Below are 13,186 nucleotides of genomic sequence, written 5' to 3'. Positions count from 1 at the left end.
TTCCTGTGCGAAGAAATCTATTGTTTGTAGGTGAAGGCGATGGGCAGCTCGACGGCCAGCCCCGCGCGGGTGGCCAGGTCGAAGACGAGCTCGGCCGCGACGATGTCCTGCAAGGCCGAGCCCACCGACTTGAACATCGGCAGCCGGGCGCCGGCCGCGATCTCGCCGCGCACCAGCTGGTTGAGCGAGCGCAGCCTGGGGGCGAAATCGATGCCGCGGGCCCGCGCCTCCAGCATGTCCCCGGACTCGGCACTGACCTCGTCGGGCATGTCGCAGACGATGAGGTCGCAGCGCTCGACCACCGAGGCGTCGATCTCGCGCTGCTGCGGCAGCGTGGAGCCGACCGATACCAGCACCATGCCGTCGCGCAGCGCGTCGGCATGCAGGATGGGCGTCTCGTCGCGCGACCGCGCGGCCGCGATGCCGATGTCGGCGCCTTCCATTGCCGCCGCCGCGGTAGCCGCCGGCCGGCACGGCACGCCCAGCGCCGCTTCGAAATCACGCGCGAACTGCTCGCGGTTGGCCGGCGTGGGACTGTAGATCCGCAAGCCCTCGACCTGCCGCAGCGAGGCGATGGCCTGGACGTGGGCGCGCGCCTCGGCGCCGCTGCCCAGCACGCCCAGCCGCACCGGCCGCCGGGGCGCCAGGCAGTCGACCGCCAGCGCCGAGGTGGCCGCGGTGCGATAGGCGGTGATTTTGTTGGCGTCGAGCAGCGCGCGGATCTCGCCCGTGTCCTGGTCCGCCAGCGAAATCAGGTAGTTCATGCCGCGGTTGCGGCCGCGGCCGAACACCTTGGCGCCCATGAAGCGCTTGCCGGGCGGCACGCTGGCCAGGGCGCGCAGCGACGCGCCGTCGCCCCGGGCGAAGGTGCGGGGCGGACTGATGTGCTCGTCGTGGCGCTGGGCATAGGCCTCGCGCAGCGCGGCCACCAACGCGTCCCAGGTCAGCACCCGCTCGACCGCGTCGGTGCCGATGAAGACCGGCGCCGTGCCGCTCATTTGGCCACCTCCCGCGTCTCGGTCGCGGCGATGCGGTGCGTGATGGCCGCGATCGATTTCACGTAGGAGGCCCAGAACGCCGCGAACTGGGTTCCGGCGGAATACTTGACCTCGCCGCCCGCGCTGGACACGATCTTCTTGAACTCGGGATCGCCGGCCGCGGCCTCCACCGCCTGCCGGATCCTGCGCTCCACCGTCTGCGGCGTGCCGGAGGGAATGAAGATGGCCGTGCCCGCGACCGAGTCGAAGTCCACGCCGCCATCCTTCATCCGGGGCAGGCCGGCCGGATCGGTCCATGGTTCGTCGCCGGCGGTGGCCAGGTACTTCAGCCGCCCGGCCTTGACCTGGGTCAGCGACAGCGAGCGCGACAGCAGCGCGAAATCGACCTCGCCGGCCACCAGCGCGGTCACCAGCGGGCCTCCCCCCTGGTAGGGAATGTGCCGGACCTTGATGTGCGCCGTGTCCGCGAATGCGGCGGTGCGCACGTGCACCTCGCCGAAGAAGCCGGTCGACCCGTAGGTCAGGGCGTCGGGCCTGGCCTTGGCCGCCGCGATCAAGTCAGGAAAGGTCTTGTAGGGGCTGGCCTCGGGCACCACCATGGCCACCGGCTCGGCGCTCAGCATCGCGATGGGCGTGAGCTGCTCCAGCGTGAACGGCGGCTTCTGCTTGTTGACCACCGCCTGCTCGGGCAGGCTGGCCACGCTCAGCAGCGAACACAGGATCGTATAGCCGTCGGCCGGCGCATTGGCGACCTGGCTCACGCCTATGGCGCCGCCCGCCCCCGGGCGATTGACGACCACCACGGTCTGCTTGAGCGCGCGCTGAAGCGCGGGCTGCAGCGCGCGAGCCATGTTGTCCGCCGTGCCGCCCGGGGGAAAGGGAACGATCAGGTTGACCGGCCGGTCGGGATACTCCGCCCGCGCGCCGGGCGCGGCGACCAGCGACAGGGCGGCGAATGCCGCGGCCCACAGCGTGGTTTTCATGATGGTCTGTCTCCATGTGAAAGTGGTCTGGCGGCGCTCTGGCGGCGCCTTGCAGGCGGCCCGGCTGCCGGGCCCGCCATCCTGGCTGGATGGCCGGATCTGCCTTTCATCCGACCAATTGGTTTTATTTGGTTTTCAATGGTATTGATTTGTCGAACTATAAAGCCATTCTTCCCGCGACATTCCTGGTGTTTTCACCTAGATTCAATACCGTTCAGCGCCTTACAATGAAACCAATTTGAACCAATATAGGACCAGACATGCTCCCGTCCCCCAGCCTCCAGGTCCGCGCCGATCCTGTCCAGGCGCTGCGCGCGGAATTGCTAGACGGCCTGCGTACGGGAAAATGGGCGCCCGGCAGCCGCCTGCCGACCGAGCGCAGCCTGTGCGCGGATTTCGGCGTCAGCCGGTCCGCCTTGCGCCGGGTGCTGCAAGAGCTGCGGGACCAGGGCCTGATCGTGCAGAAGGTGGGAAGCGGAACCTATGTCTCGGACACGCCGTCCGGCGCCGCACCGGGCATCGTGGCGGCTGCGGGCAAGCTGCTGGCGATTCCGTCGGCCAGCCCGGCCGAGATCATGGAAGCACGGCTGTTGCTGGAACCCATGATCGTCGAGCTCATCGTCAGCAACGCCACCCTGGCCGACTTCGAACGGCTCGAGTCCTGCTGCGCGCGGTCCGAGGCCGCCGACACGCTGGAGGAGTTCGAGCATTGGGACAACGCGCTGCACGAGCAGCTGGCACTGGCCACCCACAACGCGCTGTTCGTCGGCATGTTCAGGCTGCTGGCGGAGGTGCGGAACAGCGGGGAATGGGGCTTCCTGAAAAAGAAGATCGTGACGCCCGAACGGCGCAGGGAATACGAGGCGGAACACCGCCGCATCGTGCAAGCCTTGAAGCATCGCGATGCGGACACCGCGCGGCGGGAAATCTTCGAACACATCGTGCACGCGCGGACCAATCTGCTGGGCCGGATCTGACTTCCCCGGCCCGGGCGGCAAGCCAGGACCGGGGGGCGTTCAGGCACGCGCCGGGCGCCGTACCGACCTGAGCGTCCCGCTCGTGCCGCCGCCGCAGAAGAAGCGGTCGGCGCCATCGGACTCCAGGCCCGACACGCCAGTGCCCGGCGGCATCTCCAGCTTCGCCAGGACTTCACCGCTGCGCGCATCGATGCGCCTCAGGTCGCTGGCGTCGCCTTCCCAGGTGCCGTGCCAAAGCTCGCCGTCGACCCAGGTCACACCGGTGACGAAGCGCTCGGACGTGATGGAGCGGAGGATCTTCCCGGTCTCGGGATCGATCTGGTGGATCTTGCGCGCGCGGTAGTGGCCCACCCACAAGGATCCTTCCGCCCATGCCAGCCCCGAGTCCTCGCCGCCGGCCGGCGACGGGATGGTGGCCAGCACCCGCCCCGTTTCCGGGTCGATCCTGCGGATGTGGCCGTCGGCGATCTGGTAGAGGTGCCGGCCGTCGAACGCGGTGCCGGCATTCGCCGGGATCTCGATGGAGCGCTGGACCTCGCCGCTGGCCGGGTCCATGGCGCTGAGCCGGTCGCCGGTGGCGAACCAGACGTTCTTGCCGTCGTAGGTCACGCCGTGCACGCCTTCGGCACCGGGAAAAGGGCCGTACTCGCGGAGAATGTGGGCTGTCGATGTCTTCATGGCTTTTGCTCGCTGGTAGGGTCAAGGAACGGGATGTCCATGGAGGCATCCTAGCCCTCCGGCAACGCGGCCGGGAGTAACAAGGTTGTCGCGAACCCGGGCACCGGCGGCATCAGCCAGCGGCGAGCCCGCCCCCGGCCGGTGGCCTGCACCCTGCCCGCTCCGGCCAGTTCGTCCAGGGCCCGCTGCACGGTACGCTGGCTGGCGCCCAGCGCCAGCGACAGCGCCGAACTCGACCACGATTCGCCGTCCGCCAGCAGGGCCAGCACCGCCGCGTGGGGCCCTTCCACGGGCCGGGCCAGCACGGCGACATCGCGCGCCCGGCATGGCGCCAGCGCGAAGCCGCGCCGCGTCGCACCGACGTCCGCCAGTCCCGCCAGCGCCTTGCGCAGGCGGCCTATCTCCACACGCAGTCGCGCACGATGCGTCTCGTCGGGATGCCGCGTGCGGAAGGCGCGCTCGATCAGCGTCTCGCGGGCCACGTCGGCGGGCCACGCGTCGCCCAGCATGCGCGCGAGCGTGAACAAGACCGGGCGCCGCGCCAGCGGCACCACCAGCCTCCCCTCGCGCACCGCATGGCGGCAGGCATCGACCACGAGCGCATCCGAGGCCAACATCGCTTCCACCTCCGCCAGCGCGACCAGGCGCTCCTGCCCTTGCCATCTCAGCCGGGCCGCGGGCATGTCCAGGACGGCGGCGGCCTGCCTGACTTCGGCTTGCAGGGCGGGAATACCGGCGCGGTTCGCGGCCTGTTCCGCCCGTGCCAGCGCCGCCCGGGCGTCGGCGGTGCGCAGGCGCCGCATTGCAATCCCCGCCGCCAGCAGTTCATGGATGGCCGCCGCGGCAACCGTCAGCGGACCGGCATCGACCCCGGCCAGCAGCTGTTCAGCCTCCGCCAGGCGACCGATCAACAGGCAACGCCGGATTTCCAGGTGGCGCACGTGCGCGACATTGGCCAGATCGCCATGCGCCTCGAGCGTGGCGCGCGCGGCCGCCAGCGCCTTGTCCGGCCAGGCCAGCTCACGCGACGCAAGCGCGATCTCGGCCTCGGCCACGACGCATCGCGCGCGGGCCAGGGCCTGCCGGGGTCCGAACGCGCCAGCCGCCCGCCGCACCAGCATCCTGGCGCGGCTGAATTCGCCAAGCTGGGCCATCGCGATGCCGCGCAGCGCCAGTGCCGGCGGATCGTCGCGCAGCGCCACGCGGTTCAAGGCCCCGAAGGGATCACCGGCGGCCAGCGCCCGGGCGGCCTCGGCTATCAACGCATCCATCCGAATCCCGCCACATTTGTCACTCCCGCCGTCCGGCGGCCCGATCCTAATCTAGCACACGCCTCCCGCATGCCGATCGCGCCGATCGGGTCCGACCCGCGGGAAATCCAAGGAGAAACGATGATGCGACATACGACAGGCACACGGGAAGAATGGCTGGCCGCGCGGCTCGATCTGCTGGAGGCCGAGAAGGCCTTGACGCGCCAATCGGACGCACTGGCCCGGCAGCGGCAGGCGCTGCCCTGGGTGGCGATCGGCAAGGACTACCGCTTCGACACGGAGCAAGGCAGCGCATCGCTGGCCGATCTCTTCCAGGGACGATCGCAACTGCTCGTCTATCACTTCATGTTCGGTCCCGACTATCAGGCGGGATGCCCGTCCTGCTCGTCGATCGCCGACAGCTTCGACGGCTTCGCCGTCCACCTGGCCAACCACGACGTCACGCTGATGGCAGTCTCGCGCGCGCCGCTGGCCAGGCTGCTGGCGTACAGGCAGCGCATGGGCTGGCGCTTTCCCTGGGCCTCGTCCCAGGACGCCGACTTCAACTTCGACTTCAGCGTCTCGCACACCGAGGCCCAGCAGTTCGAACAAGGCATCGCCTACAACTACCGGCGCGAACCCGCCTGCGGCTGCCACCCGGCCCCGGCTGACACCGGCCAGCGCGTCGATGGCCGCCTGGCCGCGATGTGCGGCACCGACACGAACACCTACCTGCGCGAACGCCCAGGCATGAGCGCCTTCGCGATCCAGGACGGCACCGTCTACCACACCTATTCCACCTACGCGCGCGGGCTGGACGGACTCTGGGGCATGTACCAGTGGCTGGACCGCGCGCCGCTGGGGCGCAATGAGCAGGGAGTCTGGTGGCGCCGGCGCGATGAATACGGCAGGCGCTGAGATGCGGGCGGCGTGGCGGCATGCCGGCACGCGCTTCGTGGGCGGCACGGCGCTGGCGCTCGCCGCCGCCGTCCTGGCCTGGAATGCCGCCATGCAGGCCATGCGCGGCATGGCCGTCCTGTGCGGGAACATGGCGGCGATGTCCTGGCTGCCGCCGCCGGGTGGAACGTGGCCCGGTGTGCTCGCGGCCTTCCTGGGCATGTGGACGGCCATGACGGTGGCGATGATGCTCCCTTCGATCGCGCCGGCGCTATGGCGCTATCGCCGTAGCCTGCACGAAGCGGGATCGCGCCACGCGGATGGACTGGCCGCGGTGGTCGGCCTGGGCTACTTCTGCACGTGGACCCTGCTTGGCTTCCTGGTGTTTCCATCGGGCGCCGCCCTGGCCGCGCTGCAAGCGCAGGCCCCCGCGCTGGCGCGCCTCGCCCCCGCGACGGCCGTCCTGGCCGGCGGCCTGTTCCAGTTCACCGCGCTCAAGGCCCGCTACCTGGCGGGCTGCCGCGTGGATGCCTGCGAAGCCATGCCCCGCGCGCATCCCGGCGCGGCATGGCGCCACGGACTGCGGCTGGGGCTGCGCTGCGGCGTATCCTGCGCCGGCCTGACCGCCAGCCTGCTTGCCGTGGGCATGATGGACTGGCGCGCGATGGCGATCGCCGCGGCGGCCACGGCCGGCGAACGCCTCGCACCCGGGGGACTGCGGGTGGCGCGCGTCACCGGGCTGGTCCTGGCCGCGACCGGCGCGTTCATGCTGGCACGAGCGGTGCATCTGGCCTGAAGCGCCAGATGGAAAATAGCCCCCGCGCTTGCCGCTGTGCGGCGGCGCTGCCCCCCAGGGGACGTTCTCATCTGGAAAAAAAAGGCGCTCCGGAGAGCGCCTTGGCTTGAAGAGGACGGGGTCCCGTTCAATCGAGCGTCAGGTTCAAGCGCTTGATCACCGCGCCCAGCGTCTGCTGTTCCTTCTTGATCAGCGCGGTCAGTTCGGCCGGGGTGGACGGCGCGGCGGTGAAGTACTGGGCGGTCAGCTGCTTCTGCACTTCCTCGCTCTTGATGATCTGCACCAGCTCCTTGTTCAGCCGGTCGATGATGGGCTGCGGCGTACCCGCGGGCATCAGGATGGCCTGCCAGGAGATGACCTCGAAATCGGGCACGCCCTGCTCCCCCATGGTCGGCAGGTCGGGCAGCGCCGGGCTGCGCTTGGTGCTGGTCACGGCCAGGGCCTTGAGCTTGCCGTCGCGCACCTGCGGCATGGCGATGGCGGGCACCATGAAGCCGGCCTGCACCTGGCCACCCAGCATGGCGGTCACGACCTGCGGGAAGCCGGCGTACGGCACGTGCAGGATGTCCAGGTTTTCCTTGCCCTTGAGCAATTCCATCGCCAGGTGGGCGGAGCTGCCCGCGCCGACGGTGCCGTAGTTAAGCTTGCCGGGCTCCTTCTTCACCAGCGAGGTGAAGGCGCCGACCGAGTCGACGTTCAGCGAAGGCGGCACGACCAGCACGTTGGGGCTGGTGGCGACCAGCGTGACGGGCGCGAGGTCCTTCAGCGGGTCGTAGTTGAGTTTGGTGTAGAGCGCGGGGGCGGTGGCCAGCGGTCCGTTGATGGTGAACAGCATGGTGTAGCCGTCCGGCGCGGCATGGGCCACCGTGCCGGTACCGATGTTGCCGCCGGCGCCGGGCTTGTTGTCGATCACGATCGCCTGCCCGAGCTGCTTGGCCAGCGGCTGCGAGATCACGCGCGCGATGATGTCGGGCGACGAGCCGGCGGGGAACGGCACGACCAGCTTGATGGGCCGGCTGGGCCAGTCGTGCTGGGCGAAGGCGGGGGTGGCGGCCATGAGGCCGGCGGCCACGGCCGCGCCGAGCAGGCGGCGGCGCAGGGCCGGCGCGGAGGAGGCGGAAGAATGCATGGATATCTCCGTTATTGGATGTTGGACTGGCGGGCGGGACTGCTTCACACCGCGTCGCTGTTCTTGACCCATCGGTCCACATGTACCGGCTGCGCGCTGGCCAGGCGGTCCAGCAGGCGGTCGATATCGGTGTCGACGATCAGCGCCTCGAGATGCACGGCGCGCACGAACCCCTGTTCATGGGCATGGCGCGCGAAGGCAAGCAAGGCATCGTAATAGCCGTTGGCGTTGAGCAACCCCACCGGCTTGGAGTGGTAGCCGATCTGTTGCCAGGTCAGCACCTCGAAAAGTTCGTCCAGCGTGCCAAAACCGCCGGGCAGCGCGACGAAGGCATCCGAGAGCTCGACCATGCGGGCCTTGCGGGCGTGCATGGTGGGCACGACGTACATGTCGGTCAGGCCCTTGTGCCCGACTTCCTTTTCCCACAGCCGCTCGGGGATGACCCCGGTCACCTGCCCGCCCGCCTCGAGCGCGGCATTGGCCACGTGCCCCATCAACCCGACACTGCCGCCGCCGTACACCAGCCGCATCTCCCGCGCCGCCACCGCGCGCCCGAAGTCGCGCGCCACCTCGGCGAAGAAAGGATCGTTCCCGGCACTGGCGCCGCAATACACACAAACCGCATCCATCTAGTTTCCTTCCACCTTCGGATCACGAGCCAGCAGGCGAGACACCGCCTGCGCCGGCGGCACGCGGTCGAACAGCACCGAGCAGACGGCCTCGGTAATCGGCATCTCGATCCCGCAGCGGCGAGCCAGGTCGCGCACGGCCGGCGCGCAGCGCACGCCCTCGGCCACCTGGGTCATGTCGCCCAGGATCTCGTCCAGCGACCGGCCGCGGCCGATTTCCAGGCCAACGTGGCGGTTGCGGGACAGGTCCCCGGTGGCGGTCAGGATCAGGTCGCCCAGTCCGGTCAGGCCGGAGAAGGTGTCGGCCTGCGCGCCCAGGGCCACGCCCAGGCGCGTCATCTCGGCCAGGCCTCGGGTGATGAGGGCGGCACGGGCGTTGGCGCCCATGCCCAGGCCGTCGCCGATGCCGCAGGCGATGGCCATGATGTTCTTGACGGCGCCCCCGACCTCGACGCCGACGATGTCCTCGCTGCCGTAGACGCGGATCGCGCCGCCGTGCAGCGCATCGGTCACGCGGTCGCGCAGTTCCGCGCTGGCGCTGGCGATGGTCAGCGCCACCGGCAGCCCGCGGGCCACCTCGCGGGCGAAGGACGGGCCGGACAGCACGCCGGTGGAAATACCGGCCGCGCCGGCGAACGCCGCCTCAGCGATGGCGTGCGGCAGCCGGCCGGTGCCCGCGTCCAGGCCCTTGCAGGTCCAGGCCACGGCGAGGTCGCTGATGCCGTGGCGGGCCACGCCTGCCGCCACGTCGCGGCAGGCCTGCTCCATGCCGGCCACCGGCACGCCCAGGATCAGCAGCGGGCGCGGGGCACCGCGCAGGTGGCCGAACAGGTCGTCCAGTTCGCTCGTGCAGCGCAGATCCGGCGGCAGCGCGACCCCGGGCAGGTAATCGGCGTTCTCGTGGGTATCGGCGATGCGGCGCGCCAGTTCGGGACGGCGCGCCCACAGCATGGTGGCATGGCCGCGGGCGCAGGCGGCGGCAAGCGCCGTGCCCCAGCTGCCCGCCCCCAGGACGGCGACGCGCAGGCCCGGCGCCATGTCCGCCATGATGCCGCGGCCGCTCAGTGCTTGGTGCCCGGCGGCAGGATCAGGCCGGCATCGTTGCCGGCCTGGGCGACTTGCTGCTCGGCGGCGGCCTGGGCCACGCGCTGCTCGTAGATGGCCTGGAAGTTCACCTCGGCCAGGTGCAGCGGCGCCATCGACGCGCGGGTGATGGCGTCGGCGATGTTGCTGCGCAGGTAGGGGTAGATGATGCCGGGGCAGGCGATGCCCAGGATGGGGTCGAGCTGCTCCAGCGGAATGTTGGCCAGTTCGAAGATGCCGGCCTGCTTGCCTTCGACCAGGTACAGGACCTTGTCGCCGACCTTGGTGGTCACGGTGGCGGTCACGGTCACTTCGAAGACGGTCTCGGCCAGCGCCTGGGCGCCGACGTCGATGGCGACCTCGACTCCGGGCTGCTCGGTTTCCAGGAAGATCTGGGGCGCGTTGGGCAACTCCAGCGACAGGTCTTTCAGGTAGACGCGCTGGATGTTGAACACGGGGGCTTGCTGCTCTTGATTGTCGGACATGGGGAGAAAGTCTGGAAACGGAAAGCCTGCTGGCTGAACCCGGCCCCCGGTACGCGCGGAGCCGAAACGTATGCACCAAAAGAACACGCCGGGGACGCGCCCCGGCTACAACGAAATCACTGGTCCTGCGTCGCCTGGCCGGCAAGCAGGGGTTGCAGCCCGCCCGCGCGGTCGAGCGCGGCGAGTTCGTCGAAACCGCCCACGTGCGTATCGCCGATGTAGATCTGCGGCACGGTGCGCCGGCCGGTGCGCTCGATCATCTCGGCCCGGCGCTCGGGCTCGGCATCGATGCGCACCTTCTCGATCTCCTGCACGCCGCGCTGCTTGAGCAGCATCTCGGCGCGCATGCAAAAGGGGCAATACCCCGTCGAATACATCAGGACTTTCTGCATGGCGCTATCCCTTCGCAATGGGCATGCCCGCCTGCACCCAGCCGGACAGTCCTCCCGACAGGCTGCTGACCTCGGCAAAACCCTGGGCCTTGAACTGGGCCACCGCCTTGGCCGCGTCGCGGCCGTTGCCGCCCACCAGGATGAGCGGCTTGTTCTTGGGCAGGCCGGCCGCCTTCTGTGCCAGGTCGGCCAGCGGCACGCTGCGCGACTGGGCGATGTGCCCGGCCGCGAAATCGGCCGCCGGGCGCACGTCGACGAACACCGCCTGGCGCTGGTTGACCGCGGCCGTGGCTTCGGCCGCGCTCATGGCCCCCCCGGCCTGGCCGCCCCGCAGCGATTGCCACAGCAGCATGCCGCCCGACACGAGGGCCAATGCGATCAGGAGAATGTTGTCGAGGATGAATTTCACGAGCGGACCCTGGAAACCTGGTGGGAGGAACACACGCCCCGCCGGCCGGACAGCCTGGCGTTACGCGCGCTTACGAATTCGCAAAACGGCGGGAAAACCACAAGATCCGCCGGATTTTTGCCGTTGCGGCGGCCCGATTCCGGCCCCGCGGCAAAGACAATGCCGCAGGATTATAAAATGTCGGGATAGGCAGCCGCTTTTTCAACGGGCTGCTGCCGTCAGTCCCCGCCGTTTTCGGGCGGGCAGCCGAATTGTATTCAACCTTTACGCGCAGCGCCCCTGCGCTCCCGGGACATGGTCAAACTCGTACTGATGCGTCATGGCGAAAGCCAATGGAACCTTGAAAACCGCTTCACCGGCTGGACCGACGTCGACCTGACGGACAAGGGCCGCGAAGAAGCCCGCAAGGCGGGCGAACTGCTCAAGCAGGAAGGGTACGACTTCGACCTCGCCTACACCTCGGTCCTGCGCCGCGCGATCCGCACCCTGTGGATCGCCCTGGACGCCATGGACCACATGTACCTGCCGATCGAGCACAGCTGGCGCCTGAACGAGCGCCACTACGGCGCCCTGCAAGGCCTGAACAAGGCGGAGACCGCCGCCCAGTACGGCGAGGAACAGGTGCTGGTCTGGCGCCGCGCCTACGCCATCGCCCCGAACCCCCTGTCCGCGGACGACAAGCGCCACCCGCGCTTCGATCCGCGCTACGCCGGCCTGCCGGCCGACGAACTGCCCGCCACCGAATGCCTGAAGGACACCGTGGCCCGGGTCGTTCCCTACTGGAACGAGACCATCGCCCCGTCGCTGAAGGCCGGCAAGCGGGTGCTGATCGCCGCCCACGGCAACAGCCTGCGCGCGCTCATCAAGCACCTGGACGGCATCTCGGACGACGACATCGTCGGCCTGAACATCCCCACGGCCCAGCCGCTGGTGTACGAGCTGGACGACGACCTCAAGCCGATCCGCCACTACTACCTGGGCAACGCGGACGAAATCGCCGCCGCCATGGCCGCCGTGGCCGCGCAAGGAAAGGCCAAGGCCAAGTGAAGCGGCTCGCGGCGATACTTCTGATCGCCTTGCCCGCGGCGGCGGGCTGGCCGCTTGCCGCGGCCGCCGCCGACGCGGGCAAGGCGCCCTCCGACCCGGCGGCCGTGGCGCGCGAGCGCGAAGCCCTGCGCAAGCGACTGGAAGCGCTCAAGAAGGACATCGCCGAGGGCGAGGAAGAACACGCCGACGCGGCCGACGCCCTGAAGGAGTCGGAGCAGACCATCTCCAAGGTCAACCGCCGGCTGGTCGAGCTGGGCAACGCCCAGCGCCGGGCCAATGCCGAGCTGGAGCGCCAGAAGCAGGCCATTGCCGAAAAGGAAAAGAACCTGGCCCAGCGCCAGGCCCACCTGGCCGACCTGCTGCGCCGCCAGTACGCGGTGGGTGGCCTCACGCCCTGGGGCGCGCTGCTGTCGGGCGACGATCCGCAGCGGCTGAACCGCAATCTCGCCTACCTGGGCTACATCGCCCAGGCCCGCGCCAACACCGTGACCGAGCTGCAGGGCGAGCTGGAGGAACTGGCGCAGTTGCGGGCCCAGGCCGACACCAAGCGCAGCGAGCTGGAACAACTGGCGTCCGAGGAGAACAACCAGCGCCAGGAACTGCTCAAGCAGTCCGAGCAGCGCCGCAAGGTCCTGGCCGACATCTCGTCCAAGCTGAACAGCCAGCGCCGCCAGGCCGCCAGCCTGGCGCGCGACGAGCAGCGCCTGTCGCGCGTGATCGAGGACCTGACCCGCATGCTGGCCAGGCGCGCCGAGGAAGCCCGCCGCAAGGCCGAGCAGGCGCGCAAGGCGGAACTCGCCCGCCGGGCGGAGGAAGCGGCCAGGCGGGCCGCCGCGCAGCGCGCCGCCGAACAGGCCGCGCGCGAGGCCGGCAAGCCTCCCCCGCCACCGCCCCCCGAGCCCCCGCCCGAGCGCGCGGTGGCGCGCAACGACACCCTGCCCGACGCCTCGCTGGCGGGCCAGTTCGAGAAGCTGCGCGGCCGCCTGCGCCTGCCCGTGCGGGGCGACATCGTGGGCCGCTTCGGCGCCGCCCGCGGCGAAGGCGGCACCTGGAAGGGCGTCTTCATCCGCGCCAGCGAAGGCACCGAGGTACGGGCGGTCGCCGCCGGCAAGGTGGTCTTCGCGGACTGGCTGCGAGGCTTCGGCAATCTCCTGATCATCGACCACGGCAGCCAGTACCTGTCGATTTACGGCAACAACCAGTCGGTGCTTCGCCACGTCGGCGACGACGTCAAGGGCGGCGACGTCGTGGCCAGCGTGGGCGCCACCGGAGGGCAGGCGGAATCGGGCCTATACTTTGAACTGCGGCATCAAGGCGCGCCGTTCGACCCGCTGCGGTGGGCCTCGTTGCGCTGACCCCCCTACCCGGATATCCTGATCGCACGCGCGCTTGCGCGCCTTCCCCAGCACATTCAACCTATCGACGAGAACCCG

At 69.8% G+C, this 13,186-nt stretch carries 15 protein-coding genes; 5 read left to right on the top strand and 10 right to left on the bottom strand.

Annotation, left to right across the window (positions count from 1 at the left end; translation table 11 throughout):
* Positions 1 to 17: 17 nt before the first annotated feature.
* Both N5K27_RS08725 and N5K27_RS08720 read right to left on the bottom strand, forming a co-directional pair.
* Complete coding sequence (locus tag N5K27_RS08725) at positions 18 to 998, bottom strand: ornithine cyclodeaminase family protein (RefSeq protein ID WP_087838648.1); 981 nt, start codon at positions 996 to 998, stop codon at positions 18 to 20.
* A complete protein-coding gene (locus N5K27_RS08720) occupies positions 995 to 1,981 on the bottom strand; it encodes a tripartite tricarboxylate transporter substrate binding protein (RefSeq protein ID WP_087838649.1) in 987 nt (328 codons plus the stop codon). Before N5K27_RS08720 ends, N5K27_RS08725 begins: the two co-directional genes overlap by 4 nt.
* 260 nt (positions 1,982 to 2,241) lie before the next feature.
* Between N5K27_RS08720 and N5K27_RS08715 the strand changes: the two genes are divergently transcribed.
* Positions 2,242 to 2,958 (top strand): FCD domain-containing protein, encoded by a 717-nt coding sequence (locus N5K27_RS08715; protein WP_087838650.1) that lies wholly within the window; start codon positions 2,242 to 2,244, stop codon positions 2,956 to 2,958.
* Positions 2,959 to 2,997: 39 nt separating this feature from the next.
* Here the strand turns inward: N5K27_RS08715 and N5K27_RS08710 are convergent, their stop codons facing one another.
* On the bottom strand, positions 2,998 to 3,636 hold the full coding sequence (locus N5K27_RS08710; protein WP_279815822.1) for a PQQ-binding-like beta-propeller repeat protein: 639 nt from the start codon (positions 3,634 to 3,636) through the stop codon (positions 2,998 to 3,000).
* A gap of 50 nt (positions 3,637 to 3,686) precedes the next feature.
* Positions 3,687 to 4,907 carry a helix-turn-helix domain-containing protein gene (locus N5K27_RS08705; protein ID WP_279815820.1) on the bottom strand — a complete coding sequence of 407 codons (1,221 nt, stop codon included), beginning with the start codon at positions 4,905 to 4,907 and terminating at the stop codon, positions 3,687 to 3,689.
* A 120-nt stretch (positions 4,908 to 5,027) separates the two neighbouring features.
* On the opposite strand from N5K27_RS08705, the gene N5K27_RS08700 reads away from it, so the two are divergent.
* Both N5K27_RS08700 and N5K27_RS08695 read left to right on the top strand, forming a co-directional pair.
* Complete coding sequence (locus N5K27_RS08700) at positions 5,028 to 5,804, top strand: DUF899 domain-containing protein (RefSeq protein ID WP_279815818.1); 777 nt, start codon at positions 5,028 to 5,030, stop codon at positions 5,802 to 5,804.
* Positions 5,785 to 6,579, top strand: coding sequence for a DUF2182 domain-containing protein (locus N5K27_RS08695; RefSeq protein ID WP_279815816.1), 795 nt, complete (start codon positions 5,785 to 5,787; stop codon positions 6,577 to 6,579). The genes N5K27_RS08700 and N5K27_RS08695 overlap by 20 nt, the downstream gene beginning before the upstream one ends.
* Positions 6,580 to 6,706: 127 nt before the next feature.
* Here N5K27_RS08695 and N5K27_RS08690 read toward each other — a convergent pair whose 3' ends face one another.
* From N5K27_RS08690 to N5K27_RS08665, 6 genes are all read right to left on the bottom strand, one after another.
* Positions 6,707 to 7,636, bottom strand: a complete 930-nt coding sequence (locus N5K27_RS08690) for a tripartite tricarboxylate transporter substrate binding protein (RefSeq protein ID WP_132979665.1) — start codon at positions 7,634 to 7,636, stop codon at positions 6,707 to 6,709.
* A gap of 116 nt (positions 7,637 to 7,752) precedes the next feature.
* Entirely contained in the window at positions 7,753 to 8,337 is a 585-nt protein-coding gene (locus tag N5K27_RS08685; RefSeq protein WP_279815815.1) for a TIGR00730 family Rossman fold protein, read from the bottom strand.
* On the bottom strand, positions 8,338 to 9,384 hold the full coding sequence (locus tag N5K27_RS08680; protein ID WP_279815813.1) for an NAD(P)H-dependent glycerol-3-phosphate dehydrogenase: 1,047 nt from the start codon (positions 9,382 to 9,384) through the stop codon (positions 8,338 to 8,340). It lies immediately after the preceding gene.
* 14 nt (positions 9,385 to 9,398) lie between these two features.
* Complete coding sequence (gene secB, locus N5K27_RS08675) at positions 9,399 to 9,905, bottom strand: protein-export chaperone SecB (RefSeq protein WP_087838656.1); 507 nt, start codon at positions 9,903 to 9,905, stop codon at positions 9,399 to 9,401.
* 116 nt (positions 9,906 to 10,021) lie between these two features.
* Positions 10,022 to 10,297: a glutaredoxin 3 gene (gene grxC / locus N5K27_RS08670; protein WP_087838657.1), complete on the bottom strand. Its 276-nt coding sequence runs from the start codon at positions 10,295 to 10,297 to the stop codon at positions 10,022 to 10,024.
* Positions 10,298 to 10,301: 4 nt separating this feature from the next.
* On the bottom strand, positions 10,302 to 10,706 hold the full coding sequence (locus tag N5K27_RS08665) for a rhodanese-like domain-containing protein (protein WP_279815810.1): 405 nt from the start codon (positions 10,704 to 10,706) through the stop codon (positions 10,302 to 10,304).
* 294 nt (positions 10,707 to 11,000) lie between these two features.
* Here N5K27_RS08665 and gpmA point away from each other — a divergent pair, with 294 nt between their 5' ends.
* Positions 11,001 to 11,753 (top strand): 2,3-diphosphoglycerate-dependent phosphoglycerate mutase, encoded by a 753-nt coding sequence (gene gpmA, locus N5K27_RS08660; RefSeq protein ID WP_087838658.1) that lies wholly within the window; start codon positions 11,001 to 11,003, stop codon positions 11,751 to 11,753.
* Entirely contained in the window at positions 11,750 to 13,108 is a 1,359-nt protein-coding gene (locus tag N5K27_RS08655) for a peptidoglycan DD-metalloendopeptidase family protein (protein ID WP_087838659.1), read from the top strand. The genes gpmA and N5K27_RS08655 overlap by 4 nt, the downstream gene beginning before the upstream one ends.
* Positions 13,109 to 13,186: the final 78 nt, after the last annotated feature.

Origin of the sequence: Pigmentiphaga sp. GD03639 (assembly GCF_029845405.1) — a bacterium.
In the GTDB taxonomy this organism is placed as follows: Bacteria; Pseudomonadota; Gammaproteobacteria; order Burkholderiales; family Burkholderiaceae_B; genus Pigmentiphaga; species Pigmentiphaga daeguensis.
The sequence above is the reverse complement of the archived record's forward strand: the minus strand, read 5'-3'. Positions and strand labels throughout refer to the sequence as shown.

What these genes read in the sequence shown, in the direction of transcription:
- N5K27_RS08715 (WP_087838650.1), top strand. Translation starts at nt 2,242, where the DNA reads ATGCTCCCGTCCCCCAGCCTCCAGGTCCGCGCCGATCCTGTCCAGGCG.
- grxC (WP_087838657.1), bottom strand. Translation starts at nt 10,297, where the DNA reads ATGCAGAAAGTCCTGATGTATTCGACGGGGTATTGCCCCTTTTGCATG.
- gpmA (WP_087838658.1), top strand. Translation starts at nt 11,001, where the DNA reads ATGGTCAAACTCGTACTGATGCGTCATGGCGAAAGCCAATGGAACCTT.
- N5K27_RS08690 (WP_132979665.1), bottom strand. Translation starts at nt 7,636, where the DNA reads ATGGCCGCCACCCCCGCCTTCGCCCAGCACGACTGGCCCAGCCGGCCC.
- N5K27_RS08680 (WP_279815813.1), bottom strand. Translation starts at nt 9,384, where the DNA reads ATGGCGGACATGGCGCCGGGCCTGCGCGTCGCCGTCCTGGGGGCGGGC.
- N5K27_RS08685 (WP_279815815.1), bottom strand. Translation starts at nt 8,337, where the DNA reads ATGGATGCGGTTTGTGTGTATTGCGGCGCCAGTGCCGGGAACGATCCT.
- secB (WP_087838656.1), bottom strand. Translation starts at nt 9,905, where the DNA reads ATGTCCGACAATCAAGAGCAGCAAGCCCCCGTGTTCAACATCCAGCGC.
- N5K27_RS08695 (WP_279815816.1), top strand. Translation starts at nt 5,785, where the DNA reads ATGAATACGGCAGGCGCTGAGATGCGGGCGGCGTGGCGGCATGCCGGC.
- N5K27_RS08705 (WP_279815820.1), bottom strand. Translation starts at nt 4,907, where the DNA reads ATGGATGCGTTGATAGCCGAGGCCGCCCGGGCGCTGGCCGCCGGTGAT.
- N5K27_RS08720 (WP_087838649.1), bottom strand. Translation starts at nt 1,981, where the DNA reads ATGAAAACCACGCTGTGGGCCGCGGCATTCGCCGCCCTGTCGCTGGTC.
- N5K27_RS08725 (WP_087838648.1), bottom strand. Translation starts at nt 998, where the DNA reads ATGAGCGGCACGGCGCCGGTCTTCATCGGCACCGACGCGGTCGAGCGG.
- N5K27_RS08700 (WP_279815818.1), top strand. Translation starts at nt 5,028, where the DNA reads ATGATGCGACATACGACAGGCACACGGGAAGAATGGCTGGCCGCGCGG.
- N5K27_RS08710 (WP_279815822.1), bottom strand. Translation starts at nt 3,636, where the DNA reads ATGAAGACATCGACAGCCCACATTCTCCGCGAGTACGGCCCTTTTCCC.